We start from the raw sequence: 18,039 nt of genomic DNA on the forward strand, positions 1-18,039 counted from the left end.
CCTTCTCCGTTCGACCGTGGCCGGAACCTTCCTGAGAGCGCTCTCAGCAGCGTCCCGCCCTGGTATGAACCTGTCAACGGCTGGCGCGGCGGGAGCAGCCCTTGCCTGAGGCGGCGGTCCGGCGCAGGCTGGTCACATGGGTGCCGGCCCGACGCTGATCTCCTCCGTGCAGCGGGCCTTCCGGCTGCTGGAGGCGGTGAGCGCGCACCGCAACGGCGCACCGGCGAAGCAACTCGCGCGGGAGACGGGGCTGCCGCCGGCCACGGCGTACCACCTGCTGCGCACGCTCGTGCACGACGGATACCTGCGCAAGCTGGACGACGGCGGGTTCGTGCTGGGCGACCGGATGCGGGACCTGAACACGGCGGGCAGCGGGCAGGCGCTGCTGAGCCGGGTCCGGCCCGCGCTCGCCGCGCTCCGCGACGAGCTGTCCAGCGCCGCCTACCTCACGTTCTACGAGGACGGTGAGATCCGGGTCGCCGAGATCGTCGACGGTCCGCGTGCTCCCCGGGTGGACCTCTGGGTGGGTTTCGAGGACGCCGGGCACGCCACCGCGCTGGGCAAGTCCGTGCTGCGGGAGCTCGACGACGAGGCGCGCCGGGAGTACCTCTCCCGGCACCCCCTCAACGACCTCACTCCCCGGACGATCACCGCCGCCCCGGCACTGATCCGCCAGATCGAGACCACCGCCCTGGCGCCGGCCGTGACGGACCTGGAGGAGTACGCGCTGGGCACGGTGTGCGTCGCGGTACCGGTCCGCAGCGGCCGCACGCTGGGATCGCTCGGTGTGTCGATGCCGAAGGACCGGCTCTCCCGGCTCGACGAGGTCCGCGAGCGGCTCCTTCCCACCGCCGGGCGGGTGACCCGGGGCCTGTCACTCACTATCTGAAAAGCGCACCCTTGTGACATTTCCGACCATCACCTTTTCTGAATGAGCAGACCTTTCAGGCAGCGCGTACGGCGCGCAGAGGTGAGGACACCGGACGACGCATGAGTCACGCCCAGCAGCACGGACGCGGCCCTTCGCCCGCGAGGCCCTGCCTCCGGAGGGCCGGGCGCACCTGGTCACCCCGGGTACTGACGGTCGCGCACTGGGCCGCCTGCACCACCGCCCTGCCGCTCCTCATCGTCCTCCTCGTGGTGTGCGTCGACCTCTTCGGCGGAACCGGAAGGATCTGGCTGCCGCTGCTGTCGGCCGGACCGGCGCTGGCGGCGGCGACCAGCCGGCCGGCGGGGGTCCTGGGGGTCGGGTTCCTGGCCGCCCTGCTCGGAGCGGGCATCGGCGCCCGCCACGACGTGGACGCCTCGCAGCTGATCGCCGTACTCGCCGCACTGCTGACCGTCACCCTCGCCGGCACGCTGGCCGGCGCGCTGCGGGTACGCCGTGAACGGGTGCTGGCCGCCGTCCGCTCGGTCGCGGAGACCGCCCAGCACGCCCTGCTCCAGCCGGTCCCCGGGAGCGTCGGGCCGTTCCAGGCAGCGGTCCGCTACAGCGCCGCGGCGGCGGAGGCACGGATCGGCGGTGACCTCTACGCGCTCGTCGACACCCCGTTCGGTGTCAGGGCGATCGTGGGTGATGTGCGCGGCAAGGGGCTGCCTGCGGTCGGGACCGCCGCTCTCGTGCTCGGTGTGTTCCGGGAGGCCGCCCACGACGAGCCGGACCTGCGGGACGTCGTCGGCCGGATCGAACGGAGCCTGGCCCGCAACCTCGGCAGCGACGACTTCGTCACCGCCGTGGTCGCCGGGTACCCGGAGCCCGGACGCCTCGAGATGGTCAACTGCGGGCACGCCCCGCCGCTGCTCATCCGCGGCACCGACGTGGTGCCGGTGGATCCGGTCCGTCCCGCGCCGCCGCTGGGACTGCGCACCCTGTCGGACGAGTCGCCCTGCCTCCAGGTGGTGCCGTTCGGCGAGGGGGACCAGTTGCTCCTCTACACCGACGGGGTCACGGAGGCCCGCGACGCCGGCCGTGAGTTCTACGCCCTGGCCGAGGGCCTCGCCCGGCACCTGTGCGACGAGCCGGACCGCACGCTCGCCGCGGTGCACCAGGATCTGCTGGATCACGTGGGCGGCCGGCTGCACGACGACGCGGCGCTGCTCCTGCTGCGCATGCCCCTGGCCGCAGGGGCCGCGGGCGCCGGTGCGCGCCCTCACGGCCTCCCGCCGGCCGCCGGCGGCCTCGGCGAGCGTGAGGGCGCGGCCTGACGCCCGGTCCCGGCCCGCGTCAGGTGCGCTGGGCGGCGATCATGCGGCGGTACCAGTGGTAGCTGTCCTTCGGGGTGCGCTCCTGGGTGTCGTAGTCGACCCGGACGATGCCGAAGCGCTTGTCGTAGCCGAAGGCCCACTCGAAGTTGTCGAGCAGGGACCACACGTAGTACCCGCGCACGTCGACCCCCTCGTCGATCGCGACCCGCAGCGCGGTGAGGTGGTCGCGCAGGTAGGTCACCCGGTCGGTGTCGTGCACGGCGCCGTCGGGGGCCACCTCGTCGTCCTCGGCGGATCCGTTCTCGGTGATGTGGACCGGGGGCAGGGCGTCGCCGTACTGCTCCTTCAGGTCCACCAGGAGGCCGGTGAGGGTCTCGGGGGCCACCGGCCAGCCCATCGCGGTCCGGCGGACCCCGGGCATCGGTGTCTCGGCGTACCGGTTGTCCGTCGCCACCCGCAGGGCGGGGTCGCTCTCCCGGTACGGGGCGTCCGCGACGACGATCGGCCGGTAGTAGTTGATGCCGAGGAAGTCCAGCGGCTGCGCGATCAGCTCCAGGTCACCGTCGTGGCGGAAGTCCTGTGCGGTGATCAGCTCGCCCCAGGTGTCCTCCTCGGTGTCCGGGTAGCGCCCGGCGAGGATCGGCTCCGTCCACACCAGGTTGTGCAGGGTGTCGGCGCGCACGACGGCCGCCCGGTCGGCGGCGGAGTCGGTGGCGGGAAGGTGGTGGTCGAGGTTGAGGGTGATGCCGGCCTCGCGGACCCCGGCGGACCGGAGCGCCCGGACGGCCAGTCCGTGGCCGACCAGCAGGTGGTGGGCGGCGGCCAGGGCGCCCCGGCCCTCGCGGGCGCCCGGGGCGTGGCGTCCCACGGAGTAGCCGAGGAAGGCGCTGCACCAGGGTTCGTTGAGGGTGATCCAGCGCGGCACCCGGTCGGCCAGGTGTCCGGCGACGACGGCCGCGTACTCGGCGAACCGTTCGGCGGTCTCCCGTACCCGCCAGCCGCCGCGGTCCTCCAGGGCCTGCGGGAGGTCCCAGTGGTAGAGGGTGGCGGCGGGCTCGATGCCGGCGTCGAGGAGTTCGTCGACCAGACGGGAGTAGAAGTCCAGGCCCTTGGGGTTCACCGGTCCAAAGCCGTCGGGCACGATGCGCGGCCAGGCGATCGAGAAGCGGTACGAGCCGACGCCGAGGTCCCGCAGCAGGGCGACGTCCCGCGGGTAGCGGTGGTAGTGGTCGCACGCCACGTCGCCGGTGTCGCCGCCCGCGACCAGGCCGGGGGTGTGGCTGTAGGTGTCCCAGATCGACGGGCCGCGGCCGTCCTCCCGGGCCGCCCCCTCGATCTGGTAGGCGGCGGTCGCGGCGCCGAAGACGAAGCCGGACGGGAAACGGGGGAAGTCGCTCATGCGGTTCAGGTCCATCCCGGGTTGTGCGGTGATCACTTGACGGAGCCGCCGGTGATGCCGGCGGCGATGTACTTCTGGGCGAGGACGAGGAGGACGGCGGCCGGTACGGCGGAGAGCACGGACGCGGCCATCACCGCCCCCCAGTCGCCGACGTGCGCGCCGATGTACTGGTAGATGCCCAGCGTGACCGGCTTGACGTCGTCGGTGGTGTTCAGGGTGAGCGCGAACATGAAGTCGCTCCAGGCGAACAGGAACGCGAACAGGCCGGAGGTGATCAGCGCGTTGCGGCTCATCGGGAGCACCACGCGCAGGAAGACCCGTACCGGCCCGGCGCCGTCGATCTCGGCCGCCTCGACGACCTCGCCCGGGATGGACACCATGAAGGAGCGCATCAGCACGATGGAGAACGGGATGCCGAGCGAGGCGTCCGCGAGCATCAGGCCGAGGTAGGAGTTCACCAGGCCCAGGTCGACGTAGGAGTTGTAGAGGGCGTTGGCGATGACGATGCCCGGCACCATCTGCGTGATGAGGGTGCCGAAGACGATGGTGCGCGAGCCGCGCAGGCCGAAGCGGGCCAGTCCGTACGCCGCCGGGGCGGAGACGGCCAGGCAGATGGCGACCGCGCCGAACGAGACGACCAGCGAGGTCAGCAGGTGGCCGCCCTGGTCGCCGAGGGCCTTGGAGAACCCGGAGAGGTCGAGGCCGGTGGGCACCGGATCGACCTGGAGCAGATCGGAATCCGGCTGGAGCGCGGTGTTGAGCATCCAGTACAGCGGGAAGAGCATCACGGCGAGGACCAGCAGCCCCGCGACGGTGGAGCCCCAGCGGCGGCGGGACGCGGTGGGTGCGTGAGCGGCCATGTCGGTCACTTCCCCTCGGTGCGGTTGGCCCGCAGGTAGAACACCGCGAACACCGCGGAGATCAGGATGAGTACGTTGCCGACGACCGCTCCGGCGCCGAAGTCGAGTTCCACGAAGGAGTTCTGGTAGGTGAGCGTGCCCAGGGTCTGGGTGGCGTCGGCGGGGCCGCCGTCGGTGAGGGCGAGGATCAGGTCGAGGATCTTGACCGTCGACATGAAGCCCAGCACGAGGACGACCGTGATCACCGGCTTGAGCATCGGCAGGGTGACGGAGCGGAAGGTGCGCCAGGCGGAGGCGCCGTCCAGGGACGCGGCCTCGTACAGCTCCTTGGGGATCTCCTGGAGGCCGCCGTAGAGGATGACCATGTTGAACGGGATGCCGATCCAGATGTTGACCAGGATCACCGAGAGCAGGGCCATGTCGGGGCTGGTCAGCCATGGGGTGTTCCCGCCGAGGCCGAAGGTGTCGAGGAAGGTGTTCAGTACGCCGGTGTCCTGGTCGAGGATGCGTCGCCAGACGATGCCGGACACCACCATGGGCACGAGCCAGGGCAGCAGGATCAGCGACCGCAGGACACCGCCGAGGGGGAACCTGCGGTTGAAGAAGACGGCGAGGGCGAGGCCGGCGCAGAACTGGCCGAGCAGGGAGCCGGCGGTGAACACCAGGGTGTGCCACAGCGCCTTGCCGAACAGGACGTCCTGGAAGACGGACGCCCAGTTGTCGGTGCCGTTGAACGGGGCCTCGCCGGTGAAGAACGTCTTCGGGGTGTAGTGCTGGAAGCTCATCACGACGTTGCGGACGAGCGGGTAGCCGAAGAACAGCAGCATGAAGGCGACGGCGGGCGCGACGAAGCCCCACTGGGCGAGCCTGCGGCGCCGGCGCGCGCGGTCCGGGTCGGGCGCCGCGGCCTTGCGGGGCGTCTTGGCGGACGCCGGAGCGGTGACGGTGGAGGTGGTCATGGGCGCGTACCTCAGTTCCCGCTCGTGGCGCGCTGCTGGGCACGCTTCAGGGCGGCCTCGCTGGACTGGCCGGTCAGGGCGGACTGGAAGGCGCTCTGCAGGGCGAGCGAGACGCCCGACCAGCCGGCGCCGAGCTTCGCGGTGCGGGAGCGGGCGGCGGCGACCTGGTCGGCCAGCGCGTCCAGTTCGGGCACCTGCTCGCGCCACTCGGCGGCGGCCTTGCCGTGGGCCGGGACCATCCAGCTGTTCAGCGCGTAGGTGAGCTGTTCCTCCTCGCCCGCCATGCAGGCGACGATCCGGCCGGCCGTCTTCTGGCGTTCGGGGTCGCCGGTGTCCGGCACGGTGAGCACGGCGCCGCCGAGGGGTCCCACCGAGTGGGCGCCCGGCTCGGGGACGGGGATCCTGGCGATCTCCCAGTGCAGCGACTCCTTGGAGTTCAGGGTCTCCACCTGCCACGGACCGTTGATCATCATTGCCGCGTTGCCCGCCATGAACTGGTCGTTCACGTCGGCCTGCGTCCAGTTGACCGTGGACTTGGAGAGGGACCCGTCCTGGAGCAGCGCCTTCCAGTAGTCGAGTGCCTCGACGACCTCCGGGCTGTCGAGGTCCCTCTCGTCACCGCCGTTGGACCACATGAACGGGGTGAACTGGAAGACGCCGTCCTCCGCGCCTCCCGCGCTGAGGGCCAGTCCGTACCGCTTGCCCTGGGTCAGCTTCTTCGCCGTCCGCCGCAGCTCGTCCCAGGTGGTCGGCACCTCGACCCCCGCCGCGTCCAGGATGTCCTTGTTGTAGAAGAGCGCGAGGGTGTTCACGGAGCGGGCCGCGCCGTAGTAGGTGCCCTCGTAGGAGCCGAAGTCGACGATGCCCTCGGGCACGCCGTCGGTCTCCAGTCCCAGGGTGCGCAGGTCGACCAGTCCGCCGGCCTCGGCGAAGGTCGGCATCTCGGAGGCGTCGAACTGCACGATGTCCGGCAGGGACTTGGACGAGGCCATGCGCAGTGCCTTCGTCATCACCTGGGACGCGGGGACGCTCTGCTGCTCGACGGTGACCCCCAGCCGTTCGCCGCAGCGGGCCATCGCCTCGGCGTCCCAGCGGTGGTAGGTCTCGTCGGTCGAGGAGTTCATCACGGTGTAGACGTCGCCGTCGCGCTGCTGCGCGCAGCCGGTCAGTGCCGCTCCGACGACGAGGACGGAGACGGCGGCCAGCGAGGTGACGGCCCTGCGCGGGCGTTCGCGCAGGTGGGGTGCGGCAACCGGGGGATGTGCTGTCACGGTGGGGGCCCTTGTGTGGGACCGGCCCGGCGTGTGCCGGGCCGGTGGCTCTTTCAGGGAGTCTGGTGAAGCGCTTCGACGAGAAGCGGCTCTCGCCGAGGTGTTGCCGTGCGCTGCACCGGGTGTAATTTGTTTGGCCTGATTACTAATACGCCAGCGGAAGCCGGTCGCGCTAGCCCCCCGGCCACGGGATCTGCTCGCACCAAGGCGTGACAGGCTCCACAGTGCCTGTCATAGTTGCTGGTCAGAGGCTGACACTCGCCCCTCCGCCGCCCTCACTCTCCGAGGAAGACCATGAAATTCACCGACGGCTTCTGGCGCATCCGCGACGGCGTCCAGATCTCCTATGCCACCGAAGTGCGTGACGTGCGCTCCGAATCGAAGCGCTTCACCGGATACGCCTCCGTGAAGAAGGTGACACGCAGGGGCGACACCCTCAACGCACCGCTGATCACGGTCGAGTGCTTCTCCCCCGCCGAGGGCGTCATCGGCGTCCGGGTCACCCATCACGCGGGCAAGTACCGGCCGGGTCCCGACTTCGCGCTCGCCGGTGAGTCGGGCGGCGCGGGGGCGGTGCGCCGGGCCGGCACGGTCACCGAGCTGACCAGTGGCCCCCTGACCGTGCGGCTCGACGGCGCCGGCCCCTTCGGGCTGACGTTCCTCGACGCGGACGGACGGGAGGTGACCCGCTCCGGCGCCAGGAGCACGGCGTTCGCCACGACCGGCGAGGGGACGCACCATGTGCTGAACAGGCTGTCGCTCGGCGTCGGCGAGCAGGTCTACGGCCTGGGCGAGCGGTTCACGCCGTTCGTCAAGAACGGCCAGACCGTGGACGTGTGGCAGGCCGACGGCGGCACGAGCAGCGAACAGGCCTACAAGAACATCCCGTTCTACCTCTCCTCACGCGGCTACGGCGTCTTCGTCAACCATCCGGGCGCGGTCTCCTTCGAGATCGGTTCCGAGTCGGTCGGCGAGGTCCAGTTCAGCGTCGAGGACCAGTCACTGGAGTACTACGTCGTCGCGGGACCGACGCCCAAGGAGGTCCTCGGCCGCTACACCGCCCTCACCGGACGCCCGGCCCTGCCCCCCGCCTGGTCCTTCGGCCTGTGGCTCAGCACCTCGTTCACCACCTCGTACGACGAGCGGACGGTGACGTCGTTCGTCGACGGCATGGCCGAGCGCGGCATCCCGCTGTCCGTGTTCCACTTCGACTGCTTCTGGATGCGCGAGTACCAGTGGTGCGACTTCCAGTGGGACCCGGACGTCTTCCCCGACCCGGACGGCATGCTGGCCCGGCTCAAGGACAGGGGCCTGCGCATCAGCGCCTGGATCAACCCGTACATCGCGCAGAAGTCCCCGCTGTTCGACGAGGCCGCCGCCCTCGGGCACCTGGTGCGCCGGGCGGACGGCGACGTGTGGCAGTGGGACCTGTGGCAGGCCGGCATGGGCCTGGTGGACTTCACCAGCCCGGACGCCCGCGCCTGGTTCCAGTCGAAGCTCAAGCCGCTGCTCGACCAGGGCGTGGACTGCTTCAAGACCGACTTCGGCGAGCGCATCCCGACGGACGTCGTCTGGCACGACGGCTCCGACCCGGAGCGGATGCACAACTACTACACGCACCTGTACAACCGGACCGTCTTCGAGCTCCTGGAGAAGGAGCGCGGGCAGGGCGAGGCCGTGCTCTTCGCGCGCTCGGCGACCGCGGGCGGACAGCAGTACCCGGTGCACTGGGGCGGCGACTGCTGGTCGTCCTTCGAGGCGATGGCCGAATCACTGCGGGGCGGCCTGTCCCTCTCCCTGAGCGGTTTCGGTTTCTGGAGCCACGACATCGGGGGCTTCGAAGGCACGCCGAGCCCCGAGGTGTTCACGCGCTGGCTCGCGTTCGGTCTGCTGTCCTCGCACAGCCGGCTGCACGGCTCCACCTCGTACCGGGTGCCGTGGGAGTTCGGTGACGAGGCCGTCGAGGTGGCCCGCCGGTTCACCCGGCTCAAGCACCGCCTGATGCCGTACCTGTACGGCGCGGCGGCCGAGACCCACCGCACGGGCGTGCCGATGATGCGGCCGATGGTGCTGGAGTTCCCGCACGACCCGGCGTGCCGACCGCTCGACCGGCAGTACATGCTGGGCCCCGACCTCCTGGTCGCGCCGGTGTTCAGCGAGGACGGCGAGGTGGAGGTGTACCTGCCGGAGGGCACCTGGACCCATCTGCTCAGCGGCGACCGGGTCACCGGCCCGTGCTGGCGCACCGAACGGCACGGCCCCGACAGCCTCCCCCTGTACGTCCGCGAGGGCGCCGTCCTGCCCCTGGCCGGCGACGACTCCCGGCCGGACGGGGACTGGCTGGACGAGCCGGTGCTGCTCGCCCATCCGCCGGCCGTGCCCGGCGGAGCGAGCGAGGTCGTCGTGCCGGACACGGCGGGGCTGCCCGCCGCGACCTTCCGGGTCCGCTGGAACGGCGACGCTCTGCGGGTCACGGCATCGGGGACCGACCGGCCGTTCACGGTGCGGATCGCCGGCGGGGCCGAGGCGCGGGGCGCGGGCGAGGTGACGGTGCCCCTGACCTGACCGGGGTCAGGCCCCCGGGTGGCTGCCCGGGCCGTGACCGGGGCCGGCGAGGGGGGTCGGTGAGAGGACCGCGGGTTCCTCACCGGCCTCCAGCAGGGTGTCCGCCGCGCCGACGATCAGCGGGTCCGGCTTGCCCAGCGCCCCGTGGTCCTTGGAGGGGTAGTCGCAGCGGTCGAGGAGACTGCGCATCGCCTCGAGCCGGCCACGGCGCTTGTCGTTGTTCTTCACCACGGTCCAGGGAGCGTGGGGGGTGTCCGTGGCGCGGAACATCTCCACCTTGGCCTTGGTGTAGTCGTCCCACAGGTCCAGGGAGGCGAGGTCCATCGGGGAGAGTTTCCAGCGCCGCAGCGGGTCGACCTGACGGATCGCGAACCGGGTCCGCTGCTCGGCCCGGGACACGGAGAACCAGAACTTCACCAGCATGATGCCGTCGTCGGTGAGCAGCTGTTCGAACATCGGGGTCTGCTGGAGGAACTGGTGGTACTCCTCGTCCGTGCAGAACCCCATGACGCGCTCGACCCCGGCGCGGTTGTACCAGGAGCGGTCGAAGAAGACGATCTCGCCCCGGGCCGGAAGGTGGGCCACGTAGCGCTGGAAGTACCACTGCCCGGCCTCCCTCTCGGTCGGCTTCTCCAGGGCGACCACGCGGGCGCCCCGGGGGTTGAGGCGCTCCATGAACCGCTGGATGGTGCCGCCCTTGCCGGCCGCGTCCCGTCCCTCGCAGACCACCACGATCCGCTGGCCGGTGTCCTTCACCCAGCGCTGCATCTTCAGCAGTTCGATCTGCAGGATGCGCTTGGTCCGGTCGTACTCCGCCCGGCGGACCCTGCGGTCGTAGGGGTGGTTCTCCCGCCAGGTCTCGATCGGGGTGCCGTCGGCGTCGAGCAGCACGGGGCGCTCCGGGCGCCGGGTGTCCACCTCCAGCCCCTGGAGCAGATCGTCACCGCTGGTGCCGGGGGCGGAGTCCCCGGCATCCGCACGGTCCTCCGGCGTGTCCGCGTGGTCGGCCGTCACGTCGTCTCCCGCCTCTTCCGGTTCGCTACGGCAAGCGTATGTCCGCCGACCGGGTGCGGTAATCCGCGGACTTGGCCCGGGGGCGGCAGCCTGCCCGGGCGGGTACGTTGCGTAGAGAGCCGACGGGCGAGCAGCCTTCCTTCGCAATCAGGGCAGAGGGGACGCACGACGTGCACATCGATCTGAAGGGCCGTACCGCTCTGGTCACCGGTTCCACCCAGGGCATCGGGGCGGCGATCGCGACCGGGCTCGCCCGGTCGGGCGCCCGGGTCGCGGTCAACGGGCGCTCCACCGGACGCGTGCGCAGGAGCGCCGCCGCGATCGAGCACGAGGTGCCGGGCGCCGACGTGGTGCCGGTCGCCGCGGACGTCACCACCGAGGCGGGCGCCGAGCAGGTGGCCGAGGCCCTGGGACGGCGGGTGGACATCCTCGTCAACAACCTCGGTGTCTTCGGGTCCGCCGACCCGCTGGAGATCACCGACGACGAGTGGCGGCGCTACTTCGAGGTGAACGTCCTGGCCGCGGTGCGGCTGACCCGGCTCTTCCTGCCGGGCATGACGGAGCGCGGCTGGGGGCGCGTCCAGTACCTCGCCAGCGACTCGGCGATCGTCACCCCGGCCGAGATGATCCACTACGGCATGTCCAAGACGGCGCTGCTCGCGGTGAGCCGGGGGTTCGCCAAGCAGGCGGCGGGGACGGGTGTCACGGTGAACTCGGTCGTCGCCGGGCCCACGCACACCGGCGGGGTGGAGGACTTCGTCCACGAACTGGTGGGCCGGGATCTTCCGTGGGACGAGGCGCAGCGCGCCTTCATGCGCGAGCACCGGCCACAGTCGCTGCTGCGGCGGCTGATCGAGCCCGAGGAGATCGCGAACATGGTCGTCTACCTCAGTTCCGACCAGGCTTCCGCCACGACGGGCGGGGCGCTGCGCGTGGACGGCGGCTACGTGGACTCGATCCTGCCCTGAGCGGGGAAGGTGACGCCCGTGTGCCGCCCGTGCCGCCCACCTCGCCCGCCCGGCGGGGCACCGGGCGGGCGGAGGACGGGGGCGGGCGGGTCCTAGCCGGCGGGGAAGGCGTCGGGGGTCCTGATCCGGTCACGGATCCAGACGCCGGCGGGCTTCAGCGACGACGTGCCGGTCCAGGGGCCGTCGCGGTCGCACGTGCCGGTGCGGAAGACGGCACCGGAGCGGTGGTCGTCGGAGAAGTTCCAGTTGACCCAGCTGATCTTCTTCTCGGCCATCAGGTCGAGGTAGCGCTGGGACATGGTGAAGTCGTTCGCGCCCTCGCCGGCGTAGTTCTGGGTGCCGAACTCGGTGACGAACACCGGGATCCGGTCGGCGGCACGGGAGAGGGCGGCCAGGTACGCCTCGCGGTGCGAGTCGGCGTAGAAGTGGAAGGTGTACATGATGTTGGAGGCGTCGACCGGGTTGTTCACGACCTCCGACTCGCCGGCGCCCTCGGAGACGCCGAACGAGGACCAGGCGCGGGTGCCGACGAGGACCGGGGCGTCCGCGTCGACGGCGCGGATGACGGGGATGATCCGCTCCGCGTAGCTCTTGATCCGCGACCAGCTCACGCCACTGGGCTCGTTGGCGATCTCGTAGAGGATGTTGGCGCGGCCCTTGTTGCGGTGCGCGATGTCGGTGAAGAACTTCCGCGCGTGGTCGAGGTTCGCCATGGGGTCGCCGGGATCGAGCATGTGCCAGTCGACGATCACGTACATGCCGCGCTCGCTCGCCTGCCGGATCAGGGAGTCGGCCAGGTCGGTGAAGCGCGCGGGGTCCGTCTCGTAGCCGCCCTCCTGGACGTAGGTGGAGACGCGCAGCACGTCGGCCCCCCAGTCCCCGGCCAGGGCGTCGAGCGATCCGCCGGTCAGGCACTGCGCGTACCACTGGGTGCCGTGGGTGCTCATGCCGCGCAGCTGGACCGGGTTGCCGTGCTGGTTGCAGAGTTTCGTGCCGCAGACCTCGAGGCGGCCGTTGACGTCCACGGGGGTGCCGGCCTGTGCGCGGGCGGTGGGGGCGGTGGTCAGGGTGAGGAGGAGGGCACTGGCGAGCGCCGCGGCGGCCGCGGCGGGGCGTAACGGGAGACGTGCCGGTGTCATGGGGGGCTCCGTCCGGACTGAACGATTAGGAAAGTTTCCTAACTCCGAAGGAACCAGAGCCCGCCTTGGATTGCAAGGTGCACGACAAGCCCGCCTTCCCGGGACCGGGCGCCACCGGGTCAGCGGAGCAGCAGCTGGACGAGGGCGACGGTGCCGACGACGACGATGACGGAGCGCAGCACCGCGGGGCTGAACCGGCGGCCGGTCGCCGCGCCGAGCTGGCCGCCCAGGGCGGAGCCGACGGCGATGAGCGCGACGGCCGTCCAGTCGAAGTCGGCGACGAAGAGGAAGAAGGTCGCGGCGACGGTGTTGACGATCGCGACGAGTACGTTCTTGACGGCGTTGAGGCGTTGCAGGGGCTCGTCGAGGAGCAGGCCCATGAGGGACATGTAGATGATGCCCTGCGCGGCGGCGAAGTAGCCGCCGTAGACGCTGGCCAGGGTGAGGCCGGTGAAGAGCGGCCATCCGCCGTCGGGCCGGGCGGGCCGTTCCCCCGGCCGGCGCCGTTCGCGCACCTTCTTGCCGATGAAGGGCTGGAGCGCCACGAGGACGAGGGCGAGCCCGACGAGGGTCGGGACGATGGTCTCGAACGCCTCGGCGGGCAGGGCCAGCAGGAGGGTCGCCCCCGCGATGCCGCCCAGGGCCGAACCGATGCCGAGCCTGCGCACGCGGCGGGCCTGGCCGGCGAGCTCCCGCCGGTAGCCGACGGCTCCGCTGACGGCACCGGGAACCAGGCCGAGGGCGTTGGAGACGGTGGCGGTGAGGGGTGACAGTCCGGTGGCGAGCAGGACGGGGAAGGTCACCAGGGTTCCCGAGCCGACGACCGCGTTCATGGCGCCGGCGCCGACGCCCGCCGCGAACACCCCGAGCATCTCCACCGGCGTCATGCCGTGCCCCCCGTCGCGCGGTCACCGTCCGGTGATGTGTGCGGGCGGCGGGGGCGCGGGGAAGCGTTCATGGGAGGACGCTAGCCCGTGGACCCTTCGGCGGCCGCCGAAGGGTGGGCGTCGGCGGGCGCCGGTGCCGTGCCTCAGACCCCCGGGCCGGCCGGGCCGACCGGCGTGGCAGGGCCGGCCTGGCCGAGCGGGCCGCCGAGGAGTTCCGAAGCGGCCTCGAGCGGGGAGAGGGCGGGCGCGGGCGGCTCGGCCTCGGGGTGGGGATGGCAGGTGAAGCCGAGACGGGTCATGGCCCGGACGACCTCACCGCTGGTGAAGTCGCGGCGGTCCTGCCGGGTGATGACCTGTCCCACCTGCTTGACGGGGTAGCGGCGGCGGCCGACGGTCACCGACTCCCCCGTGACCGGTTCGGGGGTGACGCCCTTCATCGATTCCAGGACGCCGGCCTTGGTCAGGTCGAACGGGTAACGGGCGATGACACAGCGCATGGTGCCTCACATGGGGAGAAGGGAGCGGGCCGGCCGAGGGAGGGTGTGCGGCCGGCCGCGGGCTGGAGTCGGGAAGGAACGGGGGCGACATGACGACCGGGGCCGTGTCGTCATGTCGCCTTGTCGTCGTGGGTCGCGGTGGCGTGCTAGGCCGCGCGCTCCCCGGACGGCTTCGTCCGCGGCCTGCGGCGCGGTGCCTCACCGGTGCGCCGCGCGGGGGCGTTGCGGCCCTGTTCCTGGCGGTCCGGTGCCGGACGGCCACCCTGTGTCCTGCGGCCGGCCGCCGGACGCGCCTCGGTGGTGCCGCCTTCGGCGGTGCGGCCCTGCGTGTCGCGGTCCTGCCGCGAACGGCCCTGGGCGTTGCGCCCGCCCCGGCGGCCGCGGGACGAGGAGTTCGCGGCACGGCGGGGGCGCTCCACGACCGGCGCCGCGATGACGACGGGAACGCCGGAGGGCGCCTGGGCGCCGGTGATGCGGCTCAGCTCCGCGTCGCCCGACCGCACCTCGGTGATGCTCGGTGTGATGCCGGCCTGTGTCATCAGCCGGCTGAATTCGCGCCGCTGGTCGCGGGTCACCAGGGTGATGACGCTGCCGGACTCGCCGGCGCGGGCGGTGCGTCCGCCGCGGTGCAGGTAGTCCTTGGGGTCGCTGGGCGGGTCGACGTTGACGACCAGGTCGAGGTTGTCGACGTGGATGCCCCGCGCCGCGACGTTCGTCGCCACCAGCACCGTCACCTGTCCGTCCTTGAACTGGGTCAGGGTGCGGGTGCGCTGGGGCTGGGACTTCCCGCCGTGCAGTCCGGCGGCGCGCACACCGTTGTTCAGCAGGTGCTTGGTGAGCCGGTCCACCGCGTGCTTGGTGTCCAGGAACATGATCACTCGGCCGTCGCGCGCCGCGATCTCGGTCGTCGTCCGGCGCTTGTCGGTGTCGTCGACGTGGAGGACGTGGTGTTCCATCGTGGTGACCGCGCCCGCGGACGGGTCGACGGAGTGGACCACCGGGTCGGTCAGGTAGCGCCGTACCAGCTGGTCGACGTTGCGGTCGAGGGTGGCCGAGAAGAGCATCCGCTGGCCGTCGGCGCGCACCTGGTCGAGCAGCCTGGTGACCTGCGGCAGGAAGCCCATGTCGGCCATCTGGTCGGCCTCGTCGAGGACGGTGATGCCGACCTCGTCGAGGAAGCAGTCGCCGCGCTCGATCAAGTCCTTGAGCCGCCCGGGCGTCGCCACGACGATCTCGGCCCCGGCCCTCAGCGCGGACGCCTGCTTGCCGATCGACAGCCCGCCGACCACGGTGGCCAGCCGGAGGCGTACCGAGCGGGCGTACGGGGTCAGCGCGTCGGTGACCTGCCCGGCCAGTTCGCGGGTGGGGACGAGGACGAGGGCGAGCGGCTTGCGGGGCTCGGCGCGAAGGCCCGCCGTGCGGGCCAGCAGCGCCAGGCCGAAGGCGAGGGTCTTGCCCGAACCGGTGCGGCCGCGGCCGAGCACGTCACGGCCGGCCAGGGAGTTCGGCAGCGTGGCCGCCTGGATGGGGAACGGTACGGTCACGCCCTCCTGGCCGAGGGTGGCCAGGATCTCGCCCGGCAGGGGCAGTTCGGCGAAGGCGTCCACCGCGGGGAGCGCGGGGGTGGTGGTCACCGGGAGGGCGAACTCGCCCGTCGCCGGGGTACGCCGGCCGCCGGAGCCCTTGGGGCGCCGCTGTGCGCCGACGCGGTCGGCCGCGGCTCCCGTGCGGCGGCCTCCCTTGGTGAATCCCTGTCCGCCGGAGCGGGCGCGGGTCGTTCGATTGTTCGCACGAGCCTGTGTCAAGTGGGACCTTCCCTGATGTGGCACGTATCAAGGAATGTCCGCCGCGGTGGAACAACGCAGGGAATTGCAAGAACGAGCCGGATCGAAGTGGTCGCGTCGGCTGTTCCGCCCGGTTCATGAGACGAGACCCCTGAAAAGCAGCGAACCGGAGCCCGCACCTTCTGGTGACGACCCCAGCCGCGACGTAGACGTCGGCAGGGCGCAGGAGCGGTCTTTCCGGCCTGCGGCTTTTCGATCACCGCGACTGCGACGATCACCACGACTACAACCGAGATCGACAGTAGCACGGGGCGTTCCGAGCCGTACAGGAGGCCCTGTCCCGGCCGGCCGGGACAGCGGTCTCGCGGCGGGGCGGTGGCCGCCCCGCCGCGAGACCCGCTGCCGGGCCGGGCCGGTCGGCTAGCGGCGGCCGCGTACCAGTACGTACAGGAAGTACGGGGTTCCGATCACGGCCGTCATGAGGCCGGCGCCCAGTTGGGCGGGTGCGATGACGGTCCGGCCCAGCAGGTCCGCCGTGCACACCAGCACCGCGCCGAGGAGCAGCGCGACCGGGAGGACCCGGGTGTGCCGTCGTCCGACGAGGGCGCGCGCCGCGTGCGGGGCGACCAGGCCGACGAAGCCGATCGTGCCGGCCGCGGCCACGGCGGCGGCGGTGAGCAGCACGCTCAGCACGAGGAAGCCCAGCCTGCCCCGGGTCAGGTCGAGTCCGAGGAGGCGGGGGGTGTCCTCGTCGAGGGAGACGAGGTCGAGCTCCCTGTGCCGTACGCCGGCCGTCACGACGGCGACGGCGAGCACGGCGGCCAGCGGCAGGACGTCGGGCAGGGTCCGGCCGTAGGTGGAACCGGAGAGCCAGGTGAGGGCCTTGGTGGCGTTGAACGGGTCGGTGAGCACGATCAGCAGGCTGATCAGGGCCGTCGTACCGGCCGCGACACCGACACCGACGAGGACCAGCCGGTTCTGCTGGAAGCCGCCGCGCGCGGCGAGGCCGAACACCACGACCGCGGTGACCGCGGACCCCGCGAAGGCCGCCCCCGCGATGCCCCACGCCCCGGCGACGGGGACGCTGGTCACGAGGATCACGGCGCCGAGCGCGCCGCCGCCGGAGACGCCCAGGACGGCGGGCTCCGCCAGCGGGTTGCGGGTGACGGCCTGCACCAGGGTGCCGGCCAGGGCGAGCGCGGCGCCGGCGAGGAGCGCGGCGAACACCCGGGGGGTGCGGGTCTCCAGGACGAAGGAGACGGTGCGGCCCGCCCTGCCCTGCAGCCAGTTGGCCACGTCGCCGAGCAGCAGCTTGCTGTCGCCGACGAGGACGGCGGCGACGGTGACGCCGACCAGGGCGAGCGAGAGCACGGTGAGGGTGGTGACGAACACGGCCCGGCCGCGGATGCGCAGCCGGTCCGGCTCGGCGGCTTGGGCGGTGTCGCGGAGCCGGGCCGCCATCACCACCAGGAACACCGCGCCGACGAGGCTGGTGACCACCCCGGTCGGGACGGCCACCGCGGTGTCGGAGTCGATGAACGCGCGCAGCAGCACGTCGGCCCCGAGGACCAGCGCGGCGCCGACCAGGCCCGCGACCGGCACCCCGGTCCGCAGTCTCGTCACGCCCCGGAACCAGCGGGCGAGCGGGCGGACGAGGGCCGGGGCGCACAGGCCGACGAAGCCGATGGGCCCGGCGAGGGTGACGGCCGCCGCGGACAGCAGCGTCGCGAGCACGACAGCCGAGATCCGGGTGGCGCGCACCGGGACGCCGAGTCCGCGGGCGGTGTCGTCGCCGAGAGCGAGGGCGTCGACCCGGCGGGCGACGACCATCAGTCCGGCGAGTCCCACGACGGCGACGGGCAGCATCCTGAGCACGCCGTCGAAGCCGTTCTGGCCGATGCTGCCCTGGTTCCACTGGTAGAGGCCCTCGGTCTCCTCCGGGAACAGCAGCAGCAGCCCCTGGGTGACGGCGGTCAGTCCGAGGGCGAGCGCGGTGCCGGCGAGGACGAGGCGTACGGTGCCCGCGCCGAGGCCGGACAGTCCGAGGACGACGGCCGCCGCCGCGAGCCCGCCGGCGAAGGCGATGCCCGAGGAGGCGAGCAGCGGCAGCGACACGCCGGTGATGGCGGCGATGCCGAGGGCGAGGTAGGCGCCGGCGTTGACGGCGAGGGTGTCCGGTGAGGCCAGGACGTTGCGGCTGACGGCCTGCAGGGCGACGCCGGCCATGCCGAGGGCCGCGCCGACGAGGAGCCCGGCGGTCATCCTGGGCAGGCGCGAGGCGATGACCACGGACGCGTCGGCCGGGTCGGCCCGTCCGGTGAGGGCCTTGAGGACCTCGGCCGGGCCGACCGCGGCCGTGCCCTGGGTGACGTCGACGACGGCGAGCGCGGCGACCAGGAGCACGAGCGCGGTCGTCACCGCGGCCGCGCCGGTCCGGGACGGGACCGTCGCCGGACCGGCGGTGGGAGTGGTGGCGGTGACGGCCATCGCG

The 18,039-nt window shown here is 72.2% G+C and carries 14 protein-coding genes; 4 read left to right on the top strand and 10 right to left on the bottom strand.

What is annotated here, in order from left to right:
- Positions 1–136: 136 nt before the first annotated feature.
- Both IE172_RS21090 and IE172_RS21095 read left to right on the top strand, forming a co-directional pair.
- Complete coding sequence (locus tag IE172_RS21090; protein ID WP_190098829.1) at positions 137–889, top strand: IclR family transcriptional regulator; 753 nt, start codon at positions 137–139, stop codon at positions 887–889.
- 101 nt (positions 890–990) lie between these two features.
- Complete coding sequence (locus tag IE172_RS21095; protein WP_190098830.1) at positions 991–2,205, top strand: PP2C family protein-serine/threonine phosphatase; 1,215 nt, start codon at positions 991–993, stop codon at positions 2,203–2,205.
- Positions 2,206–2,224: 19 nt separating this feature from the next.
- On the opposite strand, the gene IE172_RS21100 is transcribed toward IE172_RS21095, so the two are convergent.
- From IE172_RS21100 to IE172_RS21115, 4 genes are read right to left on the bottom strand one after another with little or no spacing between them, the layout of a single operon-like run.
- A complete protein-coding gene (locus tag IE172_RS21100; protein ID WP_190098831.1) occupies positions 2,225–3,604 on the bottom strand; it encodes a GH1 family beta-glucosidase in 1,380 nt (459 codons plus the stop codon).
- Positions 3,605–3,636: 32 nt separating this feature from the next.
- A complete protein-coding gene (locus IE172_RS21105; protein WP_190098832.1) occupies positions 3,637–4,464 on the bottom strand; it encodes a carbohydrate ABC transporter permease in 828 nt (275 codons plus the stop codon).
- A 5-nt stretch (positions 4,465–4,469) separates the two neighbouring features.
- The gene (locus IE172_RS21110; RefSeq protein ID WP_190098833.1) at positions 4,470–5,423 is read right to left on the bottom strand and encodes a carbohydrate ABC transporter permease; all 954 of its coding nucleotides are present in this window, start codon (positions 5,421–5,423) and stop codon (positions 4,470–4,472) included.
- Positions 5,424–5,434: 11 nt separating this feature from the next.
- The gene (locus IE172_RS21115; protein WP_190098834.1) at positions 5,435–6,694 is read right to left on the bottom strand and encodes an ABC transporter substrate-binding protein; all 1,260 of its coding nucleotides are present in this window, start codon (positions 6,692–6,694) and stop codon (positions 5,435–5,437) included.
- A 294-nt stretch (positions 6,695–6,988) separates the two neighbouring features.
- Between IE172_RS21115 and yicI the strand changes: the two genes are divergently transcribed.
- Positions 6,989–9,259, top strand: coding sequence for an alpha-xylosidase (yicI, locus tag IE172_RS21120; RefSeq protein ID WP_190098835.1), 2,271 nt, complete (start codon positions 6,989–6,991; stop codon positions 9,257–9,259).
- A 6-nt stretch (positions 9,260–9,265) separates the two neighbouring features.
- On the opposite strand, the gene ppk2 is transcribed toward yicI, so the two are convergent.
- Positions 9,266–10,273 (bottom strand): polyphosphate kinase 2, encoded by a 1,008-nt coding sequence (gene ppk2, locus IE172_RS21125; RefSeq protein WP_190098836.1) that lies wholly within the window; start codon positions 10,271–10,273, stop codon positions 9,266–9,268.
- A gap of 170 nt (positions 10,274–10,443) precedes the next feature.
- Between ppk2 and IE172_RS21130 the strand changes: the two genes are divergently transcribed.
- The gene (locus tag IE172_RS21130) at positions 10,444–11,241 is read left to right on the top strand and encodes an SDR family NAD(P)-dependent oxidoreductase (protein WP_190098837.1); all 798 of its coding nucleotides are present in this window, start codon (positions 10,444–10,446) and stop codon (positions 11,239–11,241) included.
- A 92-nt stretch (positions 11,242–11,333) separates the two neighbouring features.
- On the opposite strand, the gene IE172_RS21135 is transcribed toward IE172_RS21130, so the two are convergent.
- The 5 genes from IE172_RS21135 to IE172_RS21155 form a co-directional block, all read right to left on the bottom strand.
- Positions 11,334–12,380, bottom strand: a complete 1,047-nt coding sequence (locus IE172_RS21135; RefSeq protein WP_190098838.1) for a glycoside hydrolase family 5 protein — start codon at positions 12,378–12,380, stop codon at positions 11,334–11,336.
- Positions 12,381–12,499: 119 nt separating this feature from the next.
- Positions 12,500–13,267: a sulfite exporter TauE/SafE family protein gene (locus IE172_RS21140; RefSeq protein WP_190098839.1), complete on the bottom strand. Its 768-nt coding sequence runs from the start codon at positions 13,265–13,267 to the stop codon at positions 12,500–12,502.
- 143 nt (positions 13,268–13,410) lie between these two features.
- Entirely contained in the window at positions 13,411–13,764 is a 354-nt protein-coding gene (locus IE172_RS21145) for an SCO5918 family protein (RefSeq protein WP_190098840.1), read from the bottom strand.
- 146 nt (positions 13,765–13,910) lie between these two features.
- Positions 13,911–15,569, bottom strand: a complete 1,659-nt coding sequence (locus tag IE172_RS21150) for a DEAD/DEAH box helicase (RefSeq protein ID WP_190098841.1) — start codon at positions 15,567–15,569, stop codon at positions 13,911–13,913.
- A 399-nt stretch (positions 15,570–15,968) separates the two neighbouring features.
- Positions 15,969–18,035 (bottom strand): iron ABC transporter permease, encoded by a 2,067-nt coding sequence (locus IE172_RS21155; RefSeq protein WP_190098842.1) that lies wholly within the window; start codon positions 18,033–18,035, stop codon positions 15,969–15,971.
- Positions 18,036–18,039: the final 4 nt, after the last annotated feature.

This window comes from Streptomyces griseoflavus, from assembly GCF_014649995.1.
Lineage (GTDB): Bacteria > Actinomycetota > Actinomycetes > Streptomycetales > Streptomycetaceae > Streptomyces > Streptomyces griseoflavus.